Source organism: Ornithinicoccus halotolerans, assembly GCF_009602535.1.
Classification (GTDB): Bacteria; Actinomycetota; Actinomycetes; order Actinomycetales; family Dermatophilaceae; genus Ornithinicoccus; species Ornithinicoccus halotolerans.
Genome location: NZ_WIQI01000059.1, coordinates 1 through 17,316 on the forward strand (window position 1 = coordinate 1; position 17,316 = coordinate 17,316).

The following is a 17,316-nucleotide window of genomic DNA, read 5'->3' on the forward strand; positions in this document are numbered from 1 at the left end:
CGACCGCGGCCGCAGCCGCACCCGGTCGTCGGCGGTGACGGTCGCCGCCACCACGTCGGCACGGGGGCCGAGGCCGTCGACGTGCACCACCACGCCGCTGCGGTCGCCTTCGCGCAGCACCCGGTGCGCCGTCCCCATCCGGGCCCGGGGTGCCGGCCCCTCCGGCCGGGTCAGCACGGACCACACCAGCACGCCCAGCAGCGGCAGGACGAGGACGACCAGGTCCGGACGGCGCAGCAGCAGCGCCCCCAGTGCCGCCGCCGCCACCGCCAGCAGCGCCCGCACGTGGGAGTGCGTGGGTGCCCAGTGCCCGCTCCCGGTCGCCGTCACCGTGCCGTCGACCCCGCGGCCTGACGCGCGCCGGGCACCGGCACCTCCTGCAGCACCGCGGCCACGACGGAGCTGCCGTCGACGTCGGACATCCACAGCTCGGGCCGCACCGCGACCCGGTGGTCCAGCACCGCGTGCGCCACCGCCTTGACGTCCTCGGGGGTCACGTAGTCGCGGCCGTTCACCACCGCGTAGGCCCGCGCGACGAGCAGCAGCGCCAACGACCCGCGGGGGGAGGCGCCGACCTGCACCGCCCGGTGGCCGCGGGTCGCAGCGGCGAGCTCGACGCAGTAGCGGGCGATCTCGTCCTCGACGGGGACGCCCTCGACGGCCTGCTGCATGCGCTGCAGGCCGGCGGCGTCCGTCACCGGGTCCAGCCGCTGCTCCTCGGCCTGCCGGGCGACGCGGCGGCGCAGCACGTCCAGCTCCTCCGCCGCGGAGGGATAGCCGAACGAGACCCGCAGCAGGAACCGGTCCAGCTGCGCCTCCGGCAGCGGGTAGGTGCCCTCGTACTCGATCGGGTTCGCCGTGGCCAGCACGTGGAACGGCTGCGGCAGCGGGTAGGTCTGCCCCTCCACGGTGACCTGCCGCTCCTGCATGGCCTCCAGCAGCGCGGACTGCGTCTTGGGCGGCGTGCGGTTGATCTCGTCGGCCAGCAGCAACCCGGTGAACAGCGGGCCGCGGCGGAAGTCGAACTCGCCCCGGCGCTGGTCGAACACGTACGCGCCGGTCAGGTCGGCAGGCAGCAGGTCGGGCGTGAACTGGGCCCGGCTGAAGTCCAGCCCGAGCGTCTGCGCGAACGAGCGGGCGGCGAGGGTCTTGCCCAGCCCCGGGAAGTCCTCGAGCAGCACGTGGCCGCCGGCCAGGACGGCGGACAGCACCAGGGTGAGCGGCTCGCGCTTGCCCACGACGGCCTGTTCCACCCGGGTCAGCACCTCCTGGGCCAGGGTGGAGACCTCGGCGGCGGGGTGGTCGGTGGTGGGCATCACAGCTCCTCGATGCGTCGGATCACGGTGTCCAGCTCGCGGGCGGGTCGGCGGTGGGTCTCACCGGGGGGCCGGTCCAGGTCGGCGGCCAGCCGCTCGGGCAGGCCGGTCAGCCCGTGGGCCCGGGCGCGTTCCTCGGCCAGCTCGAGCAGCAGCGGCTGCACCGCGTCGGGCCGGTCGGCGTGCTCCATGGTGTCCCGCAGGTCGCGGCGCAGCCGCGCCAGCCGGTGGTCGACCGAGGAGGGCTGGGTCGACTCCTGCCGCCGGGTCGGGTGCCAGGTGGCCGCCTCCAGCCGTTCCCCGTGGTCCTGCAGGGTCCACGCCAGCAGGGCAACCGCCGCGGTCGCGGCGAGCACCAGCGGCACGTCCAGCCAGGGCCCGTGGTCGAGCAGGCCGGTGACCAGCCCGAGGGCGCAGAGGACCGCTGCGGTGGCGAGTGTCCACAGCAGCCGTCGCCGGTCCCTGCTGCTGAGCGCCCGGCGCCGGCTCATCGCGCCACCTGCAGGTCCTCGTGGATGAGCGCCAGCGTGGCCAGCGCCCGCTCCCGCTGCTCCTCGGTCACCGGGTGCCGGGAGAACCGGGCCTCGCGGTAGAGCCGTGCCAGCTCGGTCAGCGGCTCCTGGCGCACCTGCCAGCGCGTGAGGACCCGGGAGGTGAACTCCATCGAGGTCTCGGCCGGGCCGCGGGGCAGCCCGCTGCTGGCGGCCGCGTCCTCCAGCGCGACCCAGCAGGCGACGACCGCGTTGCGCGGATCTTCCTCGGCGGCGGCGCGGGCCCGTTGCTGAGCCGAGGTGGCGGCGACCAGGGCCTCCAGCTCCTCGAGCCCGTCCTGCTCCTCCTGCGGCTCCTGGCCGCGGTCGCCCAGCAGCCGAAGGATCACCCGCACCAGCAGCCCCAGCACCACGAGCGTGACGAGCAGTGCCAGCAGCACGTCCCACGGCAGCCCGGGACGGCGGTCCGGCTGCGGTTCCTGCTCGGCTCCGGTGGGCCGCGGCTGCGGCGGGGCGCTGACCGGCGCCTCGTCCTCGGGCCCCGGTGGGTCGACGGTCGAGTCCGGGAAGCTCAGCAGCGGGGTGTCGCTGCCGGCGGCCCACAGCAGCACCAGCGCACCGAGCCCGGCGCCGGCCAGGACCGCGACGACGGTGCCCCGGCCGCTGCCCATGGTGCCGCAGCCTAGGTGGCGGCCAGCTCCACGTCGCGGACCTCGAGCGAGGCGGCCGTGTCCAGCAGCAGCTCACCGGAGACCTTGCCAGCGGCGCGCAGGTCACCGATCGCCTGCCGCAGCCGGGCCAGGTCCGCCTCCGGCGCGGCGACGGTCGCGGCGGTCACCGGTGTGCGCATCCCCACCTTGGCCTCCGACTTGGCCTTGCGGAGGCCGGCGAGGGCGCGCCCGACGAGCTCCAGCAGCGCGGGGTCCTCGTCGGCGGCGGCCGGCTCCAGCTCCTCCGGTGCCGGCCAGCTGCTGGTGTGGACCGAGCCCTCGTGCCACCAGGACCAGACCTCCTCGGTCGCGAAGACCAGGACCGGTGCCAGCAACCGCAGCTGCACGTCGAGGGCCACCCGGAGCGCGGCGCGGGCCGAGGAGGTCTGCTCGGGGGTGTGCCGGTCACCGGACCCGTAGGCGCGCTCCTTGACCAGCTCCAGGTAGTCATCGCAGAACGACCAGAAGAAGGTCTCGGTGAGCTCCAGCGCCCGGGTGTGGTCATAGCCGTCGTAGGCCCGGGTGGCCTGCCGCACCACCTGCGCCAGCTGCGCCAGCATGGCCCGGTCCAGCGGCTCGCTCACCCGGCTGACCAGCTCGGCCAGCGAGGCGGTGTCCGCCTCGGCCTCCCCGGCCCCCAGGCTCAGCGCGAACTTGCTCGCGTTGAGCACCTTGATGCCCAGCCGGCGGCCCACCTTCATCTGTCCCTCGTCGAACGCCGCGTCGGTGCCGAGCCGGCCGGAGGCGGCCCAGTAGCGCACGCCGTCGCTGCCGTGGGAGTCCAGCAGCCCTTCCGGGGTCTGCGCGTTGCCCTTGGACTTGGACATCTTCTTGCGGTCCGGGTCCAGGATCCAGCCGCTGATTCCGGCGTGCCGCCATGGCAGCGAGTCGTGCTCGTGGTGGGCGCGCACGACGGTCGCGAACAGCCAGGTGCGAATGATGTCCTGGCCCTGCGGGCGCAGGTCGAACGGGAAGAGGTGCTCGAAGAGCCGGCGGTCGTTGCCCAGCTCGCCGTCGGGCCGCTCACCGACCGGCCAGCCGGCCACGATCTGCGGGGAGAGCGAGGAGGTGGCCCAGGTGTCCATCACGTCCGGCTCGCCGGTGAACCCGCCGGGCTGGTCGCGCTGCTCCTCGGTGTAGCCCTCCGGCGCCTCGCTGGTGGGGTCGACCGGCAGCCGGTCCTCCCCGGGCGCGAGCGGGTTCGCCCAGTCCACCTCGCCGTCGGCAGCGATCGGGTACCACAGCGGGATCGGCACGCCGAAGAACCGCTGCCGGCTGATTAGCCAGTCACCGTTGAGGCCGCGGACCCAGTTCTCGTAGCGGGCCCGCATCCAGGAGGGGTGGAAGCCCAGCTCCTCGCCGCGGCGCACCAGCGCCTCGCGAAGCCCCTCGTCCTTGCCGCCGTTGCGGATGTACCACTGCCGGGTGGTGACGATCTCCAGCGGCTTGTCGCCCTTCTCGAAGAAGTTCGCCTTGCGCTGGGTCTTCGCCGGCTCACCGTCCAGGTCTCCGGACTCCCGCAGCGCGGCAGCCACGGCCTCCCGGGCGCTGAAGACGGTCCGTCCAGCCAGCTCCTCGGCGTAGAGGCGCTCGCCGGGGCCCGCGGCCACCCACGCCGGGGTCTCGGGCTGCAGCCGGCCGGCCCGGGTGATGACCGGCCGGAGCGGCAGGTTCAGCTCCCGCCACCAGGTGACGTCGGTGAGGTCACCGAAGGTGCAGCACATCGCGATGCCGGCGCCCTTGTCCATCTCGGCCAGCGGGTGGGCCAGGATCGGGACCTCCACGCCGAACAGCGGCGAGCGGACGGTGGAGCCGAAGAGGTGCTGGTACCGCTCGTCGTCGGGATGGGCCACCAGCGCCACGACGGCCGGGATGAGCTCGGGGCGGGTGGTCTCGACGTGGACGGGTCGGCCGCCGTCGCGGTGGAAGGCCACCCGGTAGAAGTGGCCCGGGTAGTCGCGGGCCTCCAGCTCCGCCTGCGCCACGGCGGTCTGGAACGTCACGTCCCACAGCCCGGGCGCCTCGGCCTGGTAGGCCTCGCCCCGGGCCAGGTTGCGCAGGAACGCCTGCTGGGACACGGCCCGCGAGCGGTCGGCGATGGTGCGGTAGGTGGTGGCCCAGTCCACCGACAGCCCGAGCTTGCGCCACAGCTGCTCGAACTTCTGCTCATCGAGCTCGGTCAGCTCCTCGCAGAGCTCGATGAAGTTCTGCCGGGAGACCGGCTCCTGGTCGGCGGCCCGCACCGACCTGCCCTCGGTGCCGGTGTGCGGGGGACGGTAGCCCGGCGTGTAGGGCAGCGTGGCGTCGCCACGGACGCCGTAGTAGTTCTGCACGCGACGCTCGGTCGGCAGCCCGTTGTCGTCCCAGCCGATCGGGTAGAACACGGTGCGCCCGCGCATCCGGTGGTAGCGGGCCAGGCAGTCGGTGTGGGTGTAGGAGAAGACGTGCCCGATGTGCAGCGAACCGCTGGCGGTCGGCGGTGGCGTGTCGATGACGAACAGGTCCTCGCGCGGCCGCTCGAGCGCCTGCTCACGGTCGAAGCCGTAGGTCCTCCGCTGCTGCCATACCTGCGCCCACTTCTCCTCCAGGCCGTCGACGGAGGGCTTCTCCGGCAGCACGGGCCGGCGGACGGAGGTGTCGGCAGGTGTGGTGGTCATGGCCGCATTCTCCCAGATGTGAGGGGGGCGCCGGCCGTCGCCCTGGCGGCGGGAACGCGCGCGTGACGGGCGCGCGGGGGAGGGCGCTGCTGCGGGCCTTTCAACGGGTCACGGCAGAGCCGTGTTCCCATGGCGAGGTCACGATTCGGTAAAGAACCATCGAGGTGCTTGCAGCGGGGCGCCGTTGGTTGTTGCGTATCGGCATGTTGAGAACCCCCCTGCCTATGTCGCTCGTCGGCGAGGAAACCTTCCTCGGCCAGATTGAGCAATCCATCAACTCTGTCTTCGCCCCGGTCAACGAGTGGGCGAACGCCATCATCTTCTGGTCGCCCGAGTTCTTCCCGATGCCGTGGATCGTGGCCTGGCTGCTGGTCGCGGCGATCGTGATCTCCACCTATCTCGGCTTCATCCAGTTCCGCGGCATGAAGGTCGCCTACGAGGTCATCCGGGGCCGGTTCTCCTCCCCGGACGACCCGGGGGAGATCCCGCACTACCAGGCGCTCACCTCCGCCGTCTCGGGGACGGTGGGCCTGGGCAACATCGCCGGTGTCGGTGCCGCGGTGGTCCTCGGCGGCCCGGGAGCGACGTTCTGGATGATCATCGCCGGCCTGTTCGGGATGGGCACCAAGTTCGCCGAGTGCACCGTGGGCGTGAAGTACCGCGACATCCACGCGGACGGCACCGTCTCCGGCGGCCCGTTCAAGTACCTGCCGGTGGCGTTCAAGAGCTTCCCCAAGTGGCTGTCGGTGGGGTTCACCGGCCTGTTCGCCGTCGCGATCCTGTTCTTCGGCGTCGCCGGCGGCAACATGTTCCAGGCGAACCAGACCATGGCCCAGGCGGTGTCGGTCACCGGTGGTGACAACAGCCCGCTGAACAACCCCGGTGCCGGCCTGATCTTCGGTCTCGTCCTGGCCGCCATCATCGGCCTGGTCATCATCGGCGGCATCAAGTCCATCGGGCGGACCACCGGGACGCTGGTGCCGTTCATGGGCATCATCTACGTCGTCGCCTGTCTGATCGTCATTCTGACCAACATCCCGCAGATCCCGGGCGCGGTCGGCACGATCCTGGAGGGGGCGTTCACCGCCGAGGGCGTGGCCGGCGGTGTGCTCGGCGCGCTGATCGTCGGGATGCAGCGCGCCGCGTTCTCCAACGAGGCCGGGCTGGGCTCGGCGCCGATCGCGCACTCCGCGGTCAAGACCCGGCGTCCCGTCTCCGAGGGCTTCGTCGCGCTGTTCGAGCCTTTCATCGACACCATCATCATCTGCACCATGACGTCGCTGACGATCGTCATCGCCAACACGCAGATGTACCAGGACGCCCGGCAGGCGGCCTTCGAGGGCGACACGGACTTCAACGGCGTGACCATCACCTCGAACGCCTTCGAGCAGTCCATCTCCTGGTTCCCGTACGTGCTGGCGGTGGCCGTGGCGCTGTTCGCGGTGTCCACGCTGATCACCTGGGCCTACTACGGCAACAAGGCGTGGAACTACCTGTTCGGCGAGTCCACCACCTCGGACCTGATCTACAAGTTCGTGTTCCTGAGCTTCACCGTCATGGGAGCGGTGCTCACGTTCGGCGAGGTGCTGGCGTTCGCCGACGCGTTCCTGTTCGTCTGCGCCTTCGTCAACCTGCTCGGGGTCTACTTCCTGCTCCCGGTGATCAAGCGGGAGATGAACGACTACCTGCGCGACCGCAAGGACGGCCGGCTGTACCAGCTGGGCCTGGAGGACCGGGAGAAGGACATCCCGGCCGACCAGGTCTGAGGCGCCGGTAGCGGCAGCAGCTCGCCGCTCACCGCTCGCCGTCACCTCCGGGGCCGGTCCCGCACCACGCGGGGCCGGCCCCGGAGGTGTGCCGGGGGCGGCTCAGCCGGCCGCCGGGTAGACCCGGCCCGGGTTCATGATCCCGTGCGGGTCGAAGAGGGCCTTGACCGCCCGCTGCCGTGCCATCTCGGCCGGACCCAGCTCGCCCTCGAGCCAGGGCGCCTTCAGCGCGCCGACGCCGTGCTCGCCGGTGAGGGTGCCGCCGAGCCGCCACGCGGTCGCCACCAGGTCGCCGAACGCGGCGTGGGCGGCCGCCACGCTCGCCTCGTCGGCGGCGTCGTAGAAGAAGCAGGGGTGCAGGTTGCCGTCGCCGGCGTGCCCGGAGCTGGTGGCGCGGAGGCCGTGCCGGTGGGCGATCTCCTGGACCTCCCGGACCAGCTCGCCCAGCCTGGCGACCGGGACGCAGACGTCCTCCACCAGCCGGGGGCCCTGCGCCTCCAGCGCCGGGTTGAGCACCCGGCGCCCGGCCATGAGCAGGTCCGCCTCCGCCTGGTCGTCGGCCACGGCCACGTCCTCGGCGCCGGCCCGCTGCAGCGCCCGCGCGTACTCGCGCATGTCCTCGCTGGCGTGGCCGGCGCGGTCGGACTGGACCAGCAGCACCCCACCGCAGTCGAGCGGGAAGCCGTAGTCACCGTAGGCCTGCACGGCCGCCAGGCCCGGCCCGTCGATCAGCTCGATGAGGGAGGGGGTGGGCCGCAGCTGCCGCAGCACCCCGACACCGGCGAGCGTCGCCTCCAGGGTGGGGAAGACCGCGAGCACGGTCAGCGGGGCGTCCCCGGCGGGTACCAACCGGGCGACCACCTCGGTGACGACGCCGAGGGTGCCCTCGGAGCCGACGAACAACCCGGTCAGGTCGTACCCGGCCACCCCCTTGGCGGTGCGCCGCCCGGTCCGCATCACCTCACCACCAGGCAGCACCACCTCCAGGCCCCGCACGTAGTCGGCGGTCACGCCGTACTTCACGCAGCACAGCCCGCCGGCGTTGGTAGCGACGTTCCCGCCGATGGTGCAGCTGCCGGCGCTGGCCGGGTCCGGGGGGTAGGCCAGGTCGTGGGCCGCCGCGGCCGCCTTCAGGTCGGCGTTGACCACGCCCGGGCCGGTGATTGCGATGCGCTCGTCCGGGTCGACCTCGAGCGACCGCAGCGACTCCACGTTGAGCACGATCGCGTCCGGCAGCGCCGCGGCGCCCCCGGTGGTGGAGGTGCGAGCCCCCTGCGGGACGACCGGGATCCGGTGCCGGGCGGCGTGCCGCAGCACCTCCTGCACGTCATCGCGGTCCCGGGCGCGCACCACCGTGAAGCCCTCCGGCAGCCGGCCGGCCGCGGCGGACGGCCCGTGGTCGACGGCGTAGCCCCGGGCGACGTCGGGGTCGGTGACGACCCGGTCGGCGAGGGTGACGGGCAGCGGCTCCATCGCCCCACCCCACCACACCCGCGCAGCCGGTAGCATGGAGGCACAGGCACTGACCCGGCCATCACCGGTGAGCCTCCGGAAGAACGGGGCGGGACCACTCGCGGGCCGCCCTCACTAGACCCGGACGGGTAGGCCCGTCACAGCCGTCAGGAGCGGCGGTGGCCCCGGCAGGGACCACCGCAAGCGAGGTGGTACCGCGGTGCCGTCGCCAGACGGTGTCGTCCTCGCGGACCAGCACCCGCGAGCACAGGAGCCACACGCCCCATGGCGACGTCCGAGCCGGCCTCCAAGGCCACAGCCACCCCGGCCTACCCCCGCGCCAGCACCGCCGCCCAGCCCGGTGCCGGCGTCTCCGCGGCCCCGCGCTTCCCCGAGATCGAGCGCCGGGTCCTGGACTTCTGGGCCGAGCAGGACACCTTCGTCAAGAGCGTCGAGCGGCGCGAGGCCGGCGACCACGGCGAGTGCGAGTTCGTGTTCTACGACGGCCCGCCGTTCGCCAACGGCCTGCCGCACTACGGCCACCTGCTCACCGGCTACGTCAAGGACGTGGTGCCCCGCTACCGCACCATGCGGGGGGACCGGGTGGAGCGCCGCTTCGGGTGGGACACCCACGGGCTCCCGGCCGAGCTGGAGGCGATGAGCCAGCTGGGCATCAAGACCAAGGACGAGATCCGGCAGCTGGGCACCGAGGCGTTCAACGACGCCTGCCGCGCCTCGGTCCTGCGCTACACCGACGAGTGGCGCGACTACGTCACCCGGCAGGCCCGCTGGGTGGACTTCGACGGCGACTACAAGACCCTCAACCCCGACTACATGGAGTCGGTGATGTGGGCGTTCAAGCAGCTCCACGACAAGGGCCTGGTCTACGAGGGCTTCCGGGTGCTGCCCTACTGCTGGAACGACCAGACGCCGCTGTCCAGCCACGAGCTGCGCATGGACGAGGACGTCTACCAGGTGCGCCAGGACCCCGCGGTCACCGTGGGCCTGCGGCTGGAGACCGGCGAGCTGGCGCTGGTGTGGACCACCACGCCGTGGACGCTGCCGTCGAACCTGGCGATCATGGTCGACCCCGACATCGACTACGTGGTCGTCGAGGCACCGCATCCGGCTGACCGGGACCGCACCGAGCGCTACCTGCTCGCCGAGGCCCGGGTCGCGGCCTTCGCCCGCGAGCTGGGGGAGGACCCGGTCGTCGTCGAGCGGCTGAAGGGCCGCGACCTGCTGGGCCGCTCCTACACCCCGCCGTTCTCCTACTTCGCCGGTCACGAGCGTGCCCACCGCGTCGTCGAGGCCGACTTCGTCACCACCGAGGACGGCACCGGGCTGGTGCACAGCGCCGGGGCGTTCGGCGAGGAGGACAAGATGGTCACCGACCGGGAGGGGATCGAGCCGGTGGTGCCGGTGGGTCCCGACGGGGCCTTCACCGCCCCGGTCGACGACTACGCCGGGCTGCTGGTGCTGGACGCCAACGGCCCGATCATGGACCACCTGAAGGCGGCCACCCGCGGCGACGGCGAGACCGGGGCGGTGTCGCCGGGCACGGTGCTGCTGCGCCGGGAGAGCTATGACCACTCCTACCCGCACTGCTGGCGGTGCCGGCAGCCGCTGATCTACATGGCGGTCTCCTCCTGGTTCGTGGAGGTGACGCGGTTCAAGGACCGGATGGTCGAGCTCAACGAGCAGATCACCTGGGTCCCCGAGCACGTCAAGCACGGCCAGTTCGGCAAGTGGCTGCAGAACGCCCGTGACTGGTCGATCTCCCGCAACCGGTTCTGGGGCAGCCCGATCCCGGTGTGGCGCTCGGACGACCCGGCCTACCCGCGGATCGACGTCTACGGCTCGTTCGAGGAGCTGGAGCGAGACTTCGGCCGGCTGCCCCGCAACGCCAGCGGCGAGGTGGACCTGCACCGGCCGTTCGTGGACGAGCTCACCCGGCCGAACCCGGACGACCCCACGGGGCGGTCGACGATGCGCCGGGTCGAGGACGTGCTGGACGTCTGGTTCGACTCCGGCTCGATGAGCTTCGCCCAGGTGCACTACCCGTTCGAGAACGCCGAGTGGTTCGAGGACCACTTCCCGGCGGACTTCATCGTGGAGTACATCGGGCAGACCCGCGGCTGGTTCTATACCCTGCACATCCTGGCGACCGCGCTGTTCGACCGGCCGGCGTTCCAGAACTGCATCAGCCACGGCATCGTGCTGGGCAACGACGGGCAGAAGATGTCCAAGTCGCTGGGCAACTACCCGGACGTGCGGGAGGTGTTCGAGCGGGACGGGGCCGACGCGATGCGGTGGTTCCTGATGGGGAGCCCGATCCTGCGCGGCGGCAACCTGGTGGTGACCGAGCAGGGAATCCGGGACGGCGTACGCCAGGTGCTGATCCCGCTGTGGAACGCCTGGTACTTCTTCGGTCTCTACGCCAACGCCGAGGGCTACCAGGCGCACTGGTCGACCTCCTCGACGCACGTCCTGGACCGGTACCTGCTCGCCAAGCTGCGGGACCTGGTGAGCAGCAGCCAGGCGGCGCTGGACGAGTACGACATCGCCGGAGCCTGCGACGCCGTCCGCGGCTTCGTCGACGTGCTGACCAACTGGTACATCCGTCGCTCCCGGGAGCGGTTCTGGAGCACCGGTGGCAGCCAGCAGACCGGCTCGGCCGAGGCGTTCGACACCCTCTACACCGCGCTCGAGGTGAGCTGCCGGGTGGCGGCGCCGCTGCTGCCGCTGGTGACCGAGGAGGTATGGCGCGGCCTCACCGGCGGGGAGTCGGTGCACCTGACCGACTGGCCCGACCACGAGGACCTGCCCGCCGACCCGGCCCTGGTGGACGCGATGGACACCGTCCGCGAGGTCTGCTCGACCACGCTCGGGCTCCGCAAGGCCGGCGGGCTGCGGGTGCGGCTGCCGCTGCGCAGGCTCACCGTGGTCACCGACCGCCCCGGCGCCCTGGAGTCGCTGACCGACCTGGTCCGCGACGAGGTGAACGTGCGCGAGGTCGTGCTGGTCGACCTTGAGGCCTCCTCGCTGGAGGACTTCGGTGTCGAGCAGCGGCTCAGCGTCAACGCCCGGGCGGCCGGCCCCCGGCTGGGCCGCGACGTGCAACGGGCCATCGCGGGCGCCAAGTCCGGGGACTGGCGGGCCGTGGACGATGGCACCGTCGTCGCCGGGGGCGTGCCGCTGCAGGAGGGCGAGTACTCCCTGGAGACGGTCGTGGCCGGCGGCGGTGACGCCAGCTCGGCCACGGCGATGCTGCGCGGCGGCGGCTTCGTCGTGCTCGACACCGAGGTCACCGAGGACCTGGCCCGCGAGGGGCTGGCCCGGGACCTGGTGCGCGCGGTCCAGGGCGCCCGCCGGGAGGCCGGCCTGGAGGTCACCGACCGGATCGCGCTCACCGTCGTGGGTGACGACGAGGTGTGGCAGGCGGCCCTGGAGCACCAGGCGCTGGTGATGGGGGAGACCCTCGCGGTGCAGTTCGGCGCCGCCGGGGCGGGCACCCCGCTGCCGGAGCGGGCCGGGGACGGCGGCTACCGCACCACCGTGGAGCTCGACGGCGGGCGCGCCGTTGACGTGCTCCTGGCGAGGGTGGCCGCGTGAGCGCCGGCGACCTGGCGGCCCGGATGGGGCAGGTCGGCCAGGAGATCCTGGCCCGCGCTCCGGAGAACGCGATCGAGCCCACGCTGGACCGGGTGGCCCGGGTGATGGAGCTGATGGGGGAGCCGCAGCGCTCGTTCCCGGTCATCCACGTCACCGGCACCAACGGCAAGACGACCACCGCCCGGATGATCGAGCGGCTGCTGCGCGAGCTGGGACTGAACCCGGGCCGCTACACCAGCCCGCACCTGCACGACCTGCGGGAGCGGATCGTCATCGGCGGCGAGCCGGTCGACGAGCAGCGGTTCCTGGACGCCTACGACGACGCGCGCCCGTTCATCGAGATGGCCGACCGGGAGTCCGCGGAGGCCGGCGGCCCGCGGATGACCTTCTTCGAGGTGCTGACGGTGCTGGCCTACGCCGCCTTCGCCGACGCACCCGTCGACGTCGCCGTGGTCGAGGTGGGTCTGGGCGGCGTCTGGGACGCCACCAACGTGGCCGACGGGCAGGTCGCGGTGATCACCCCGGTGGCTGTCGACCACGCCCACCTGCTGGGTGACTCCCTGGAGCAGATCGCCACCGAGAAGGCCGGGATCATCAAGCCCGGCGCCCAGGTGGTGGCGGCCGTCCAGGAGCCCGAGGTGATGCAGGTGCTGCTGGAGCGCTGCGAGGAGGTCGGCGCGACGGCCCAGGCCGAGGGCGTCACCTTCGGCGTGCTGGCCCGGGACGTCGCGGTGGGCGGGCAGCAGGTGAGCCTGCGCGGGCTCGCCGGGGACCACCCGGACCTGTTCCTCCCGCTCTTCGGGCGCCACCAGGCGCACAACGCCGCCCTCGCCGTCGCCGCCGTCGAGGCCTTCGTCGGTGGCGGGGAGCAGCCGCTCGCGGCCGACGTGGTCCGCGACGCCGTCGCGGCCATGGACTCCCCGGGCCGGCTGGAGATCGTGCGCCGCAGCCCCACGGTGGTCGTGGACGCCGCCCACAACCCGGCGGGCGCGACCGTCCTGGCACAGGCGATGGGCGACTCGTTCACGTTCCACCGGCTTGTCGGCGTCGTCGCCGTGCTGGAGGACAAGGACGCCGAGGGCATCCTCGCGGCGCTGGAGCCGGTGTTGGACCACGTCGTGATCACCCGCACCACCTCCCCGCGCGCACTGCGCCCGGAGCGGCTGGGCGCGGTCGCCGCCGAGCTGTTCGGCGACCACCGCGTCACCGTGGTGCCGGACCTGCCCGACGCCCTCGACGTCGCGGCGGGGCTCGCGGACGAGGGCGGCGGTGTCTCCGGCGGGGTACTGGCCACCGGCTCGATCACCGTGGCCGCTGAGGTGCGGACGCTGCTCGGCCGTACCGGCTCCGCCTCGTGAGGCTGTCCGACCACGGTCGTGCCCAGGACCGCCGCAGGGTGCGACCGCGGGCCGACGCGCGCAGCCGGCCCGCGTTCCTAGGTTGGGGGCCATGACCACCGCGCGGCTCGACCCGCACCCGGCTGCCCCTCCCGACGCCTCGTCGGCCCCCGGCCGCGGCGAAGACCCGGATGCCAGACTGTGGCCCGTGACGGATGCGCGTGCCTGGTTCGGCGTGCCCGGTAGGTTCACCCGGCGGCTGCTGGCCACCACCCTGCTGGCGCAGAGCCTGATCGTCTTCTTCGGCGCACTCGTCGTGCGTGGTTTCGCGGTCGGGGCGGGGGAGCCCGAGCGGGGCACCGTCGCGCTGTGGGTCGGCGGCGGGCTCGCCGTCGGCTGCCTGCTGGTGACCGGGCTGCTGCGGCTGCCCGGCGGCGTGGTGATGGGCTGGCTGGTGCAGCTGCTCACGCTGGCCAGCGCGCTGGTGCTGCCGAGCATGGTCCTGGTCGCCCTCATCTTCGGCGCGCTGTGGGTCACCGCCCTGGTGCAGGGCCGGAAGGTGGACCGCATCAAGGCCGACGCCGAGGCCGCGGCCGGCGAGCAGGCACCCGGGACCACCCCTGACGACGGAGAGGACCCCACCGCGCGATGACCGTGCTCGAGGCGATCGTGCTGGGGGTGGTGCAGGGACTCACCGAGTTCCTGCCGATCTCCTCCAGTGCCCACCTGTCCATCGTCGGCCAGCTGATCGGCAGCGAGGACCCCGGCGCGGCGTTCACCGCCATCAGCCAGCTCGGGACCGAGGCCGCCGTGCTGGTCTACTTCTGGCGCGACATCGTGCGCATCATCCGGCAGTGGGCGCTGGCCCTGGTCGGCAAGGTGGCGCGGGATGACCCAGACGCGAGGATGGGCTGGCTGGTCATCATCGGCTCCGTCCCGATCGGGGTGCTGGGCTACACGCTGCAGGACTGGATCGAGACGGACCTGCGCAACCTGTGGCTCACCGCCTCGATGCTGCTGCTGTTCGCCCTCGTCATCCTGGCCGCCGAGCGGAGTGCCCGCCACACCCGCACCCTGCGCGAGCTGACCTGGAAGCACGGCATCCTCTACGGGCTGGCGCAGTCGCTGGCGCTCGTCCCCGGCGTCTCCCGCAGCGGCGGCACCATCGCCGCCGGCCTGGCGATGGGCTATACCCGCGAGGCCGCCGCCCGGTACTCCTTCCTGCTCGCGATCCCGGCGGTTCTCGGGTCGGGCTTCTTCCAGCTGGCCAAGGTCTCCGACGACCCGGTGCCGCCCAACTGGACCGCGACCTGGGTGGCCACCGGGCTGGCGTTCCTGGTCGCGCTGGCGGTCATCGCCTGGTTCATGCGGTTCATCAGCACCCACACGTTCACCCCGTTCGTGATCTACCGGATCGCCCTGGCGCTCCTGCTGTTCGGGCTGCTGGGGACCGGGGTGCTGCACACCGGGTGACCTCACCGGTGCTGGCCGGCGGCACGGGCGCCTCCGGCAGATAGGGTCGGGTCGTGACTGAGACGACCGACACGATCGAGCGCTCCCTGGTCCTGGTCAAGCCGGACGGGTACGCCCGCGGTCTCACCGGCGAGGTGCTGCGCCGGGTCGAGGCCAAGGGCTACCGGCTGGTGGCCCTGCGGGTGCTGGTCCCCACGCGGGACCAGCTCGTGGCGCACTACGCCGAGCACCAGGGCAAGCCGTTCTACGAGCCGCTGCTGGAGTTCATGTCCTCCGGACCGGTGGTCGCCGTCCTCATCGAGGGCCACCGCTGCATCGAGGGATTCCGCGCCCTGGCCGGTGCCACCGACCCGACGGCCGCGCTGCCCGGCACCATCCGCGGTGACCTGGGGCGCGACTGGGGCGTGCGGGTGCAGCAGAACATCGTCCACGGGTCGGACTCGCCGGAGTCAGCCGCCCGGGAGACCACGATCTGGTTCCCCGAGCACGGCTGAGTCCTCGCAGAGTTGCAGATCGCGCGGCGCGGAGTAGACAGGGAGAGCACACCGACTCAAGGAGGCGCCATGACGACCCACAACCCGGAGCAGGACGACGAGGCCGGCACCCCGCTGCAGCGGGCGCAGTCGGCCATCGACGACGCGGAGTCCGCGGCCCAGGACGCCGGGGTCAAGCGCGGTGGTGACGCCGGTGCGGACGGTGGCGCGGACAGTGGCGCTGATGGTGGTTCCGACAGCGGTGCCGACGGTGGTGCCGACAGTGGCGCTGATGGTGGTTCCGACAGCGGTGCCGACGGTGGCGCGGACAGTGGCGCTGATGGTGGTTCCGACAGCGGTGCCGACGGTGGCGCGGACAGTGGCGCTGATGGTGGCGCGGACGGTGGCGCCGACAGCGGTGCCGACGGTGGTGCTGACGGTGGTGCCGACAGCGGCGCTGACGGTGGCGCCGACGGTGGTGCCGACAGCGGCGCGGAGGGCGAGGGCGGCATCCACGAGGAGTGGCGGGGCCGCCCGCTGTGACCAGCGAACAGCAGGTGAGGGCCGGGGAACCGGCCCTCACCCGTCTGCTGGGACCGGCGGCGGAGGCGTTCCCGCAGTCCTGGGGACGCCGACCGCTCCTCGTGCCCGCCCGGGACCGTCCGGACGGCGGCGACCTCGCCGACCTGCTCGACCTCGCCGGCGTCGACGAGCTGCTCTCCTCGGGGGTGCTGCGCACCCCGTTCCTGCGGATGGCCAAGGACGGGCGCACGCTGCCGGAGTCGGCGTTCACGGCACCCGGCGGGGTGGGCGCCGGCATCCCCGACCAGGTCGACCCTGACCGTGTCCGTCGCCTGGTCGCTGACGGCGCCACGGTCGTGCTGCAGGGGCTGCACCGCACCTGGCCGGCGGTGCGCGACCTGGTGGCGCAGCTCGGCTCGGAGCTGGGTCACCCGGTCCAGGCCAACGCCTACGTCACCCCGCCGCAGAACCAGGGGTTCGACCACCACTACGACGTGCACGACGTGCTCGTGCTCCAGCTGCACGGGGAGAAGCGCTGGGTCGTCCACGAGCCAGTGCTCCCCGCACCGCTGCGAGACCAGGCCTGGCAGCAGCGCCGCGAGCAGGTCGCCCGGGCCGCGGCCGGGCCGCCGGCGCTGGAGGCCACGCTGCGGGCCGGCGACTGCCTCTACCTGCCGCGCGGGTACATCCACGCCGCTCGCGCGCTCGGCGGCACCAGTGCCCACCTCACTCTCGGCATCCAGCAGTGGACCCGCCACCACCTCGCCGAGGCGCTGCTGACGCGCGCCCGGCGGGTGCTGGCCGCCGACGACCAGGTGCGTGCCAGCCTGCCCGCGGGCCTGGACCACACCGCCCCGGAGCCGATCGCCGAGGACATCGAGCTGGCTCGCCGCGCCCTCGTCCAGGCGGTGGCGAGCGTCCCGGACGACGAGGTCGCGGCCCTGCTGGCCGACCAGGACCGCAGCAGCCGCCGCGCCGAGCCGGTGCCGCCGCTGGCCCAGCTCGCCGCCGCGGACCGGCTCAGCCTCGAGGGGGTGCTGCGGCTGCGGCACCACCTGGCGCCCGTGGTGGAGCCCACGGAGGACGGTGACCTCCAGGTGCGGACCCGCGCCGGGACGGTCCGGCTCGCCGCGGAGCACGGCCCCGCCCTGGAACGGCTGCAGCACGCCGGCGCGCTGCCGGTCGCCGAGCTTGCCGCCGACCGGGAGCTGGCGCTGCAGGCAGCGCGGTCCCTGGTCGTTGGCGGCCTGGCGGTGGTGACTCCCGCCCCGTGACCGACCGGCAGCAGCCAGCGGACCAGCCGCCGACCGCCCCGGCCCCGCGGTGCTCCGACGCGGCGCGGGAGCGCGGCGACGCCATGGTGGGCACCGCCCCGCCTGCCCGCCGCTGGCTGCTGCTGGAGCAGCCGAAGGGGTGGGCGCTGAACGCGTGGGGCCGGGACCTGGCCACCGCCCTGGAACGGTTCGGCAACTTCCTGGCCGGCTACCGGCAGTAGGCGACAAGG

The 17,316-nt window shown here is 73.1% G+C and carries 15 protein-coding genes; 9 read left to right on the plus strand and 6 right to left on the minus strand.

Annotated features, from left to right (window positions below):
• The 5 genes from GFJ45_RS10620 to valS form a co-directional block, all read right to left on the minus strand.
• The coding region (locus GFJ45_RS10620) for a hypothetical protein (RefSeq protein ID WP_407670393.1) at positions 1-330 on the minus strand (330 nt) is incomplete at its 3' end.
• Positions 327-1,316, minus strand: coding sequence for an AAA family ATPase (locus GFJ45_RS10625; protein WP_153396983.1), 990 nt, complete (start codon positions 1,314-1,316; stop codon positions 327-329). The genes GFJ45_RS10625 and GFJ45_RS10620, both read right to left, overlap by 4 nt.
• Positions 1,316-1,807 (minus strand): hypothetical protein, encoded by a 492-nt coding sequence (locus GFJ45_RS10630; RefSeq protein ID WP_153396985.1) that lies wholly within the window; start codon positions 1,805-1,807, stop codon positions 1,316-1,318. Before GFJ45_RS10630 ends, GFJ45_RS10625 begins: the two co-directional genes overlap by 1 nt.
• The gene (locus GFJ45_RS10635) at positions 1,804-2,478 is read right to left on the minus strand and encodes a DUF4129 domain-containing protein (protein WP_153396987.1); all 675 of its coding nucleotides are present in this window, start codon (positions 2,476-2,478) and stop codon (positions 1,804-1,806) included. The genes GFJ45_RS10630 and GFJ45_RS10635 overlap by 4 nt, the downstream gene beginning before the upstream one ends.
• Positions 2,479-2,489: 11 nt before the next feature.
• Positions 2,490-5,174, minus strand: a complete 2,685-nt coding sequence (gene valS, locus GFJ45_RS10640) for a valine--tRNA ligase (RefSeq protein WP_153396990.1) — start codon at positions 5,172-5,174, stop codon at positions 2,490-2,492.
• Between the two features lie 203 nt (positions 5,175-5,377).
• Between valS and GFJ45_RS10645 the strand changes: the two genes are divergently transcribed.
• Complete coding sequence (locus GFJ45_RS10645; RefSeq protein WP_194288621.1) at positions 5,378-6,940, plus strand: alanine/glycine:cation symporter family protein; 1,563 nt, start codon at positions 5,378-5,380, stop codon at positions 6,938-6,940.
• Between the two features lie 102 nt (positions 6,941-7,042).
• Here GFJ45_RS10645 and GFJ45_RS10650 read toward each other — a convergent pair whose 3' ends face one another.
• Positions 7,043-8,413, minus strand: a complete 1,371-nt coding sequence (locus GFJ45_RS10650; RefSeq protein WP_153396992.1) for an FAD-binding oxidoreductase — start codon at positions 8,411-8,413, stop codon at positions 7,043-7,045.
• Between the two features lie 264 nt (positions 8,414-8,677).
• Here GFJ45_RS10650 and ileS point away from each other — a divergent pair, with 264 nt between their 5' ends.
• The 8 genes from ileS (at position 8,678) to GFJ45_RS10690 (ending at position 17,307) form a co-directional block, all read left to right on the plus strand.
• Complete coding sequence (gene ileS, locus GFJ45_RS10655; protein WP_153396994.1) at positions 8,678-12,007, plus strand: isoleucine--tRNA ligase; 3,330 nt, start codon at positions 8,678-8,680, stop codon at positions 12,005-12,007.
• Between the two features lie 23 nt (positions 12,008-12,030).
• Entirely contained in the window at positions 12,031-13,365 is a 1,335-nt protein-coding gene (locus tag GFJ45_RS10660) for a bifunctional folylpolyglutamate synthase/dihydrofolate synthase (RefSeq protein WP_153397008.1), read from the plus strand.
• Between the two features lie 187 nt (positions 13,366-13,552).
• The gene (locus tag GFJ45_RS10665) at positions 13,553-13,996 is read left to right on the plus strand and encodes a DUF4233 domain-containing protein (protein ID WP_228386852.1); all 444 of its coding nucleotides are present in this window, start codon (positions 13,553-13,555) and stop codon (positions 13,994-13,996) included.
• Positions 13,993-14,817: an undecaprenyl-diphosphate phosphatase gene (locus GFJ45_RS10670; protein WP_153396998.1), complete on the plus strand. Its 825-nt coding sequence runs from the start codon at positions 13,993-13,995 to the stop codon at positions 14,815-14,817. Before GFJ45_RS10665 ends, GFJ45_RS10670 begins: the two co-directional genes overlap by 4 nt.
• Before the next feature lie 53 nt (positions 14,818-14,870).
• Positions 14,871-15,311 (plus strand): nucleoside-diphosphate kinase, encoded by a 441-nt coding sequence (gene ndk, locus GFJ45_RS10675; RefSeq protein WP_153397000.1) that lies wholly within the window; start codon positions 14,871-14,873, stop codon positions 15,309-15,311.
• A 69-nt stretch (positions 15,312-15,380) separates the two neighbouring features.
• On the plus strand, positions 15,381-15,833 hold the full coding sequence (locus tag GFJ45_RS10680; RefSeq protein WP_194288622.1) for a hypothetical protein: 453 nt from the start codon (positions 15,381-15,383) through the stop codon (positions 15,831-15,833).
• Positions 15,834-15,847: 14 nt separating this feature from the next.
• Positions 15,848-17,086: a cupin domain-containing protein gene (locus GFJ45_RS10685; RefSeq protein ID WP_228386853.1), complete on the plus strand. Its 1,239-nt coding sequence runs from the start codon at positions 15,848-15,850 to the stop codon at positions 17,084-17,086.
• Complete coding sequence (locus GFJ45_RS10690) at positions 17,083-17,307, plus strand: hypothetical protein (protein ID WP_153397004.1); 225 nt, start codon at positions 17,083-17,085, stop codon at positions 17,305-17,307. The genes GFJ45_RS10685 and GFJ45_RS10690 overlap by 4 nt, the downstream gene beginning before the upstream one ends.
• The last annotated feature ends 9 nt before the right edge of the window (positions 17,308-17,316 follow it).

Excerpts from the sequence above, each read along its gene's own strand:
- GFJ45_RS10625 (WP_153396983.1), bottom strand. The coding sequence starts at position 1,316 with ATGCCCACCACCGACCACCCCGCCGCCGAGGTCTCCACCCTGGCCCAG.
- GFJ45_RS10630 (WP_153396985.1), bottom strand. The coding sequence starts at position 1,807 with ATGAGCCGGCGCCGGGCGCTCAGCAGCAGGGACCGGCGACGGCTGCTG.
- GFJ45_RS10635 (WP_153396987.1), bottom strand. The coding sequence starts at position 2,478 with ATGGGCAGCGGCCGGGGCACCGTCGTCGCGGTCCTGGCCGGCGCCGGG.
- valS (WP_153396990.1), bottom strand. The coding sequence starts at position 5,174 with ATGACCACCACACCTGCCGACACCTCCGTCCGCCGGCCCGTGCTGCCG.
- GFJ45_RS10645 (WP_194288621.1), top strand. The coding sequence starts at position 5,378 with ATGTTGAGAACCCCCCTGCCTATGTCGCTCGTCGGCGAGGAAACCTTC.
- GFJ45_RS10650 (WP_153396992.1), bottom strand. The coding sequence starts at position 8,413 with ATGGAGCCGCTGCCCGTCACCCTCGCCGACCGGGTCGTCACCGACCCC.
- ileS (WP_153396994.1), top strand. The coding sequence starts at position 8,678 with ATGGCGACGTCCGAGCCGGCCTCCAAGGCCACAGCCACCCCGGCCTAC.
- GFJ45_RS10660 (WP_153397008.1), top strand. The coding sequence starts at position 12,031 with ATGGGGCAGGTCGGCCAGGAGATCCTGGCCCGCGCTCCGGAGAACGCG.
- GFJ45_RS10670 (WP_153396998.1), top strand. The coding sequence starts at position 13,993 with ATGACCGTGCTCGAGGCGATCGTGCTGGGGGTGGTGCAGGGACTCACC.
- GFJ45_RS10680 (WP_194288622.1), top strand. The coding sequence starts at position 15,381 with ATGACGACCCACAACCCGGAGCAGGACGACGAGGCCGGCACCCCGCTG.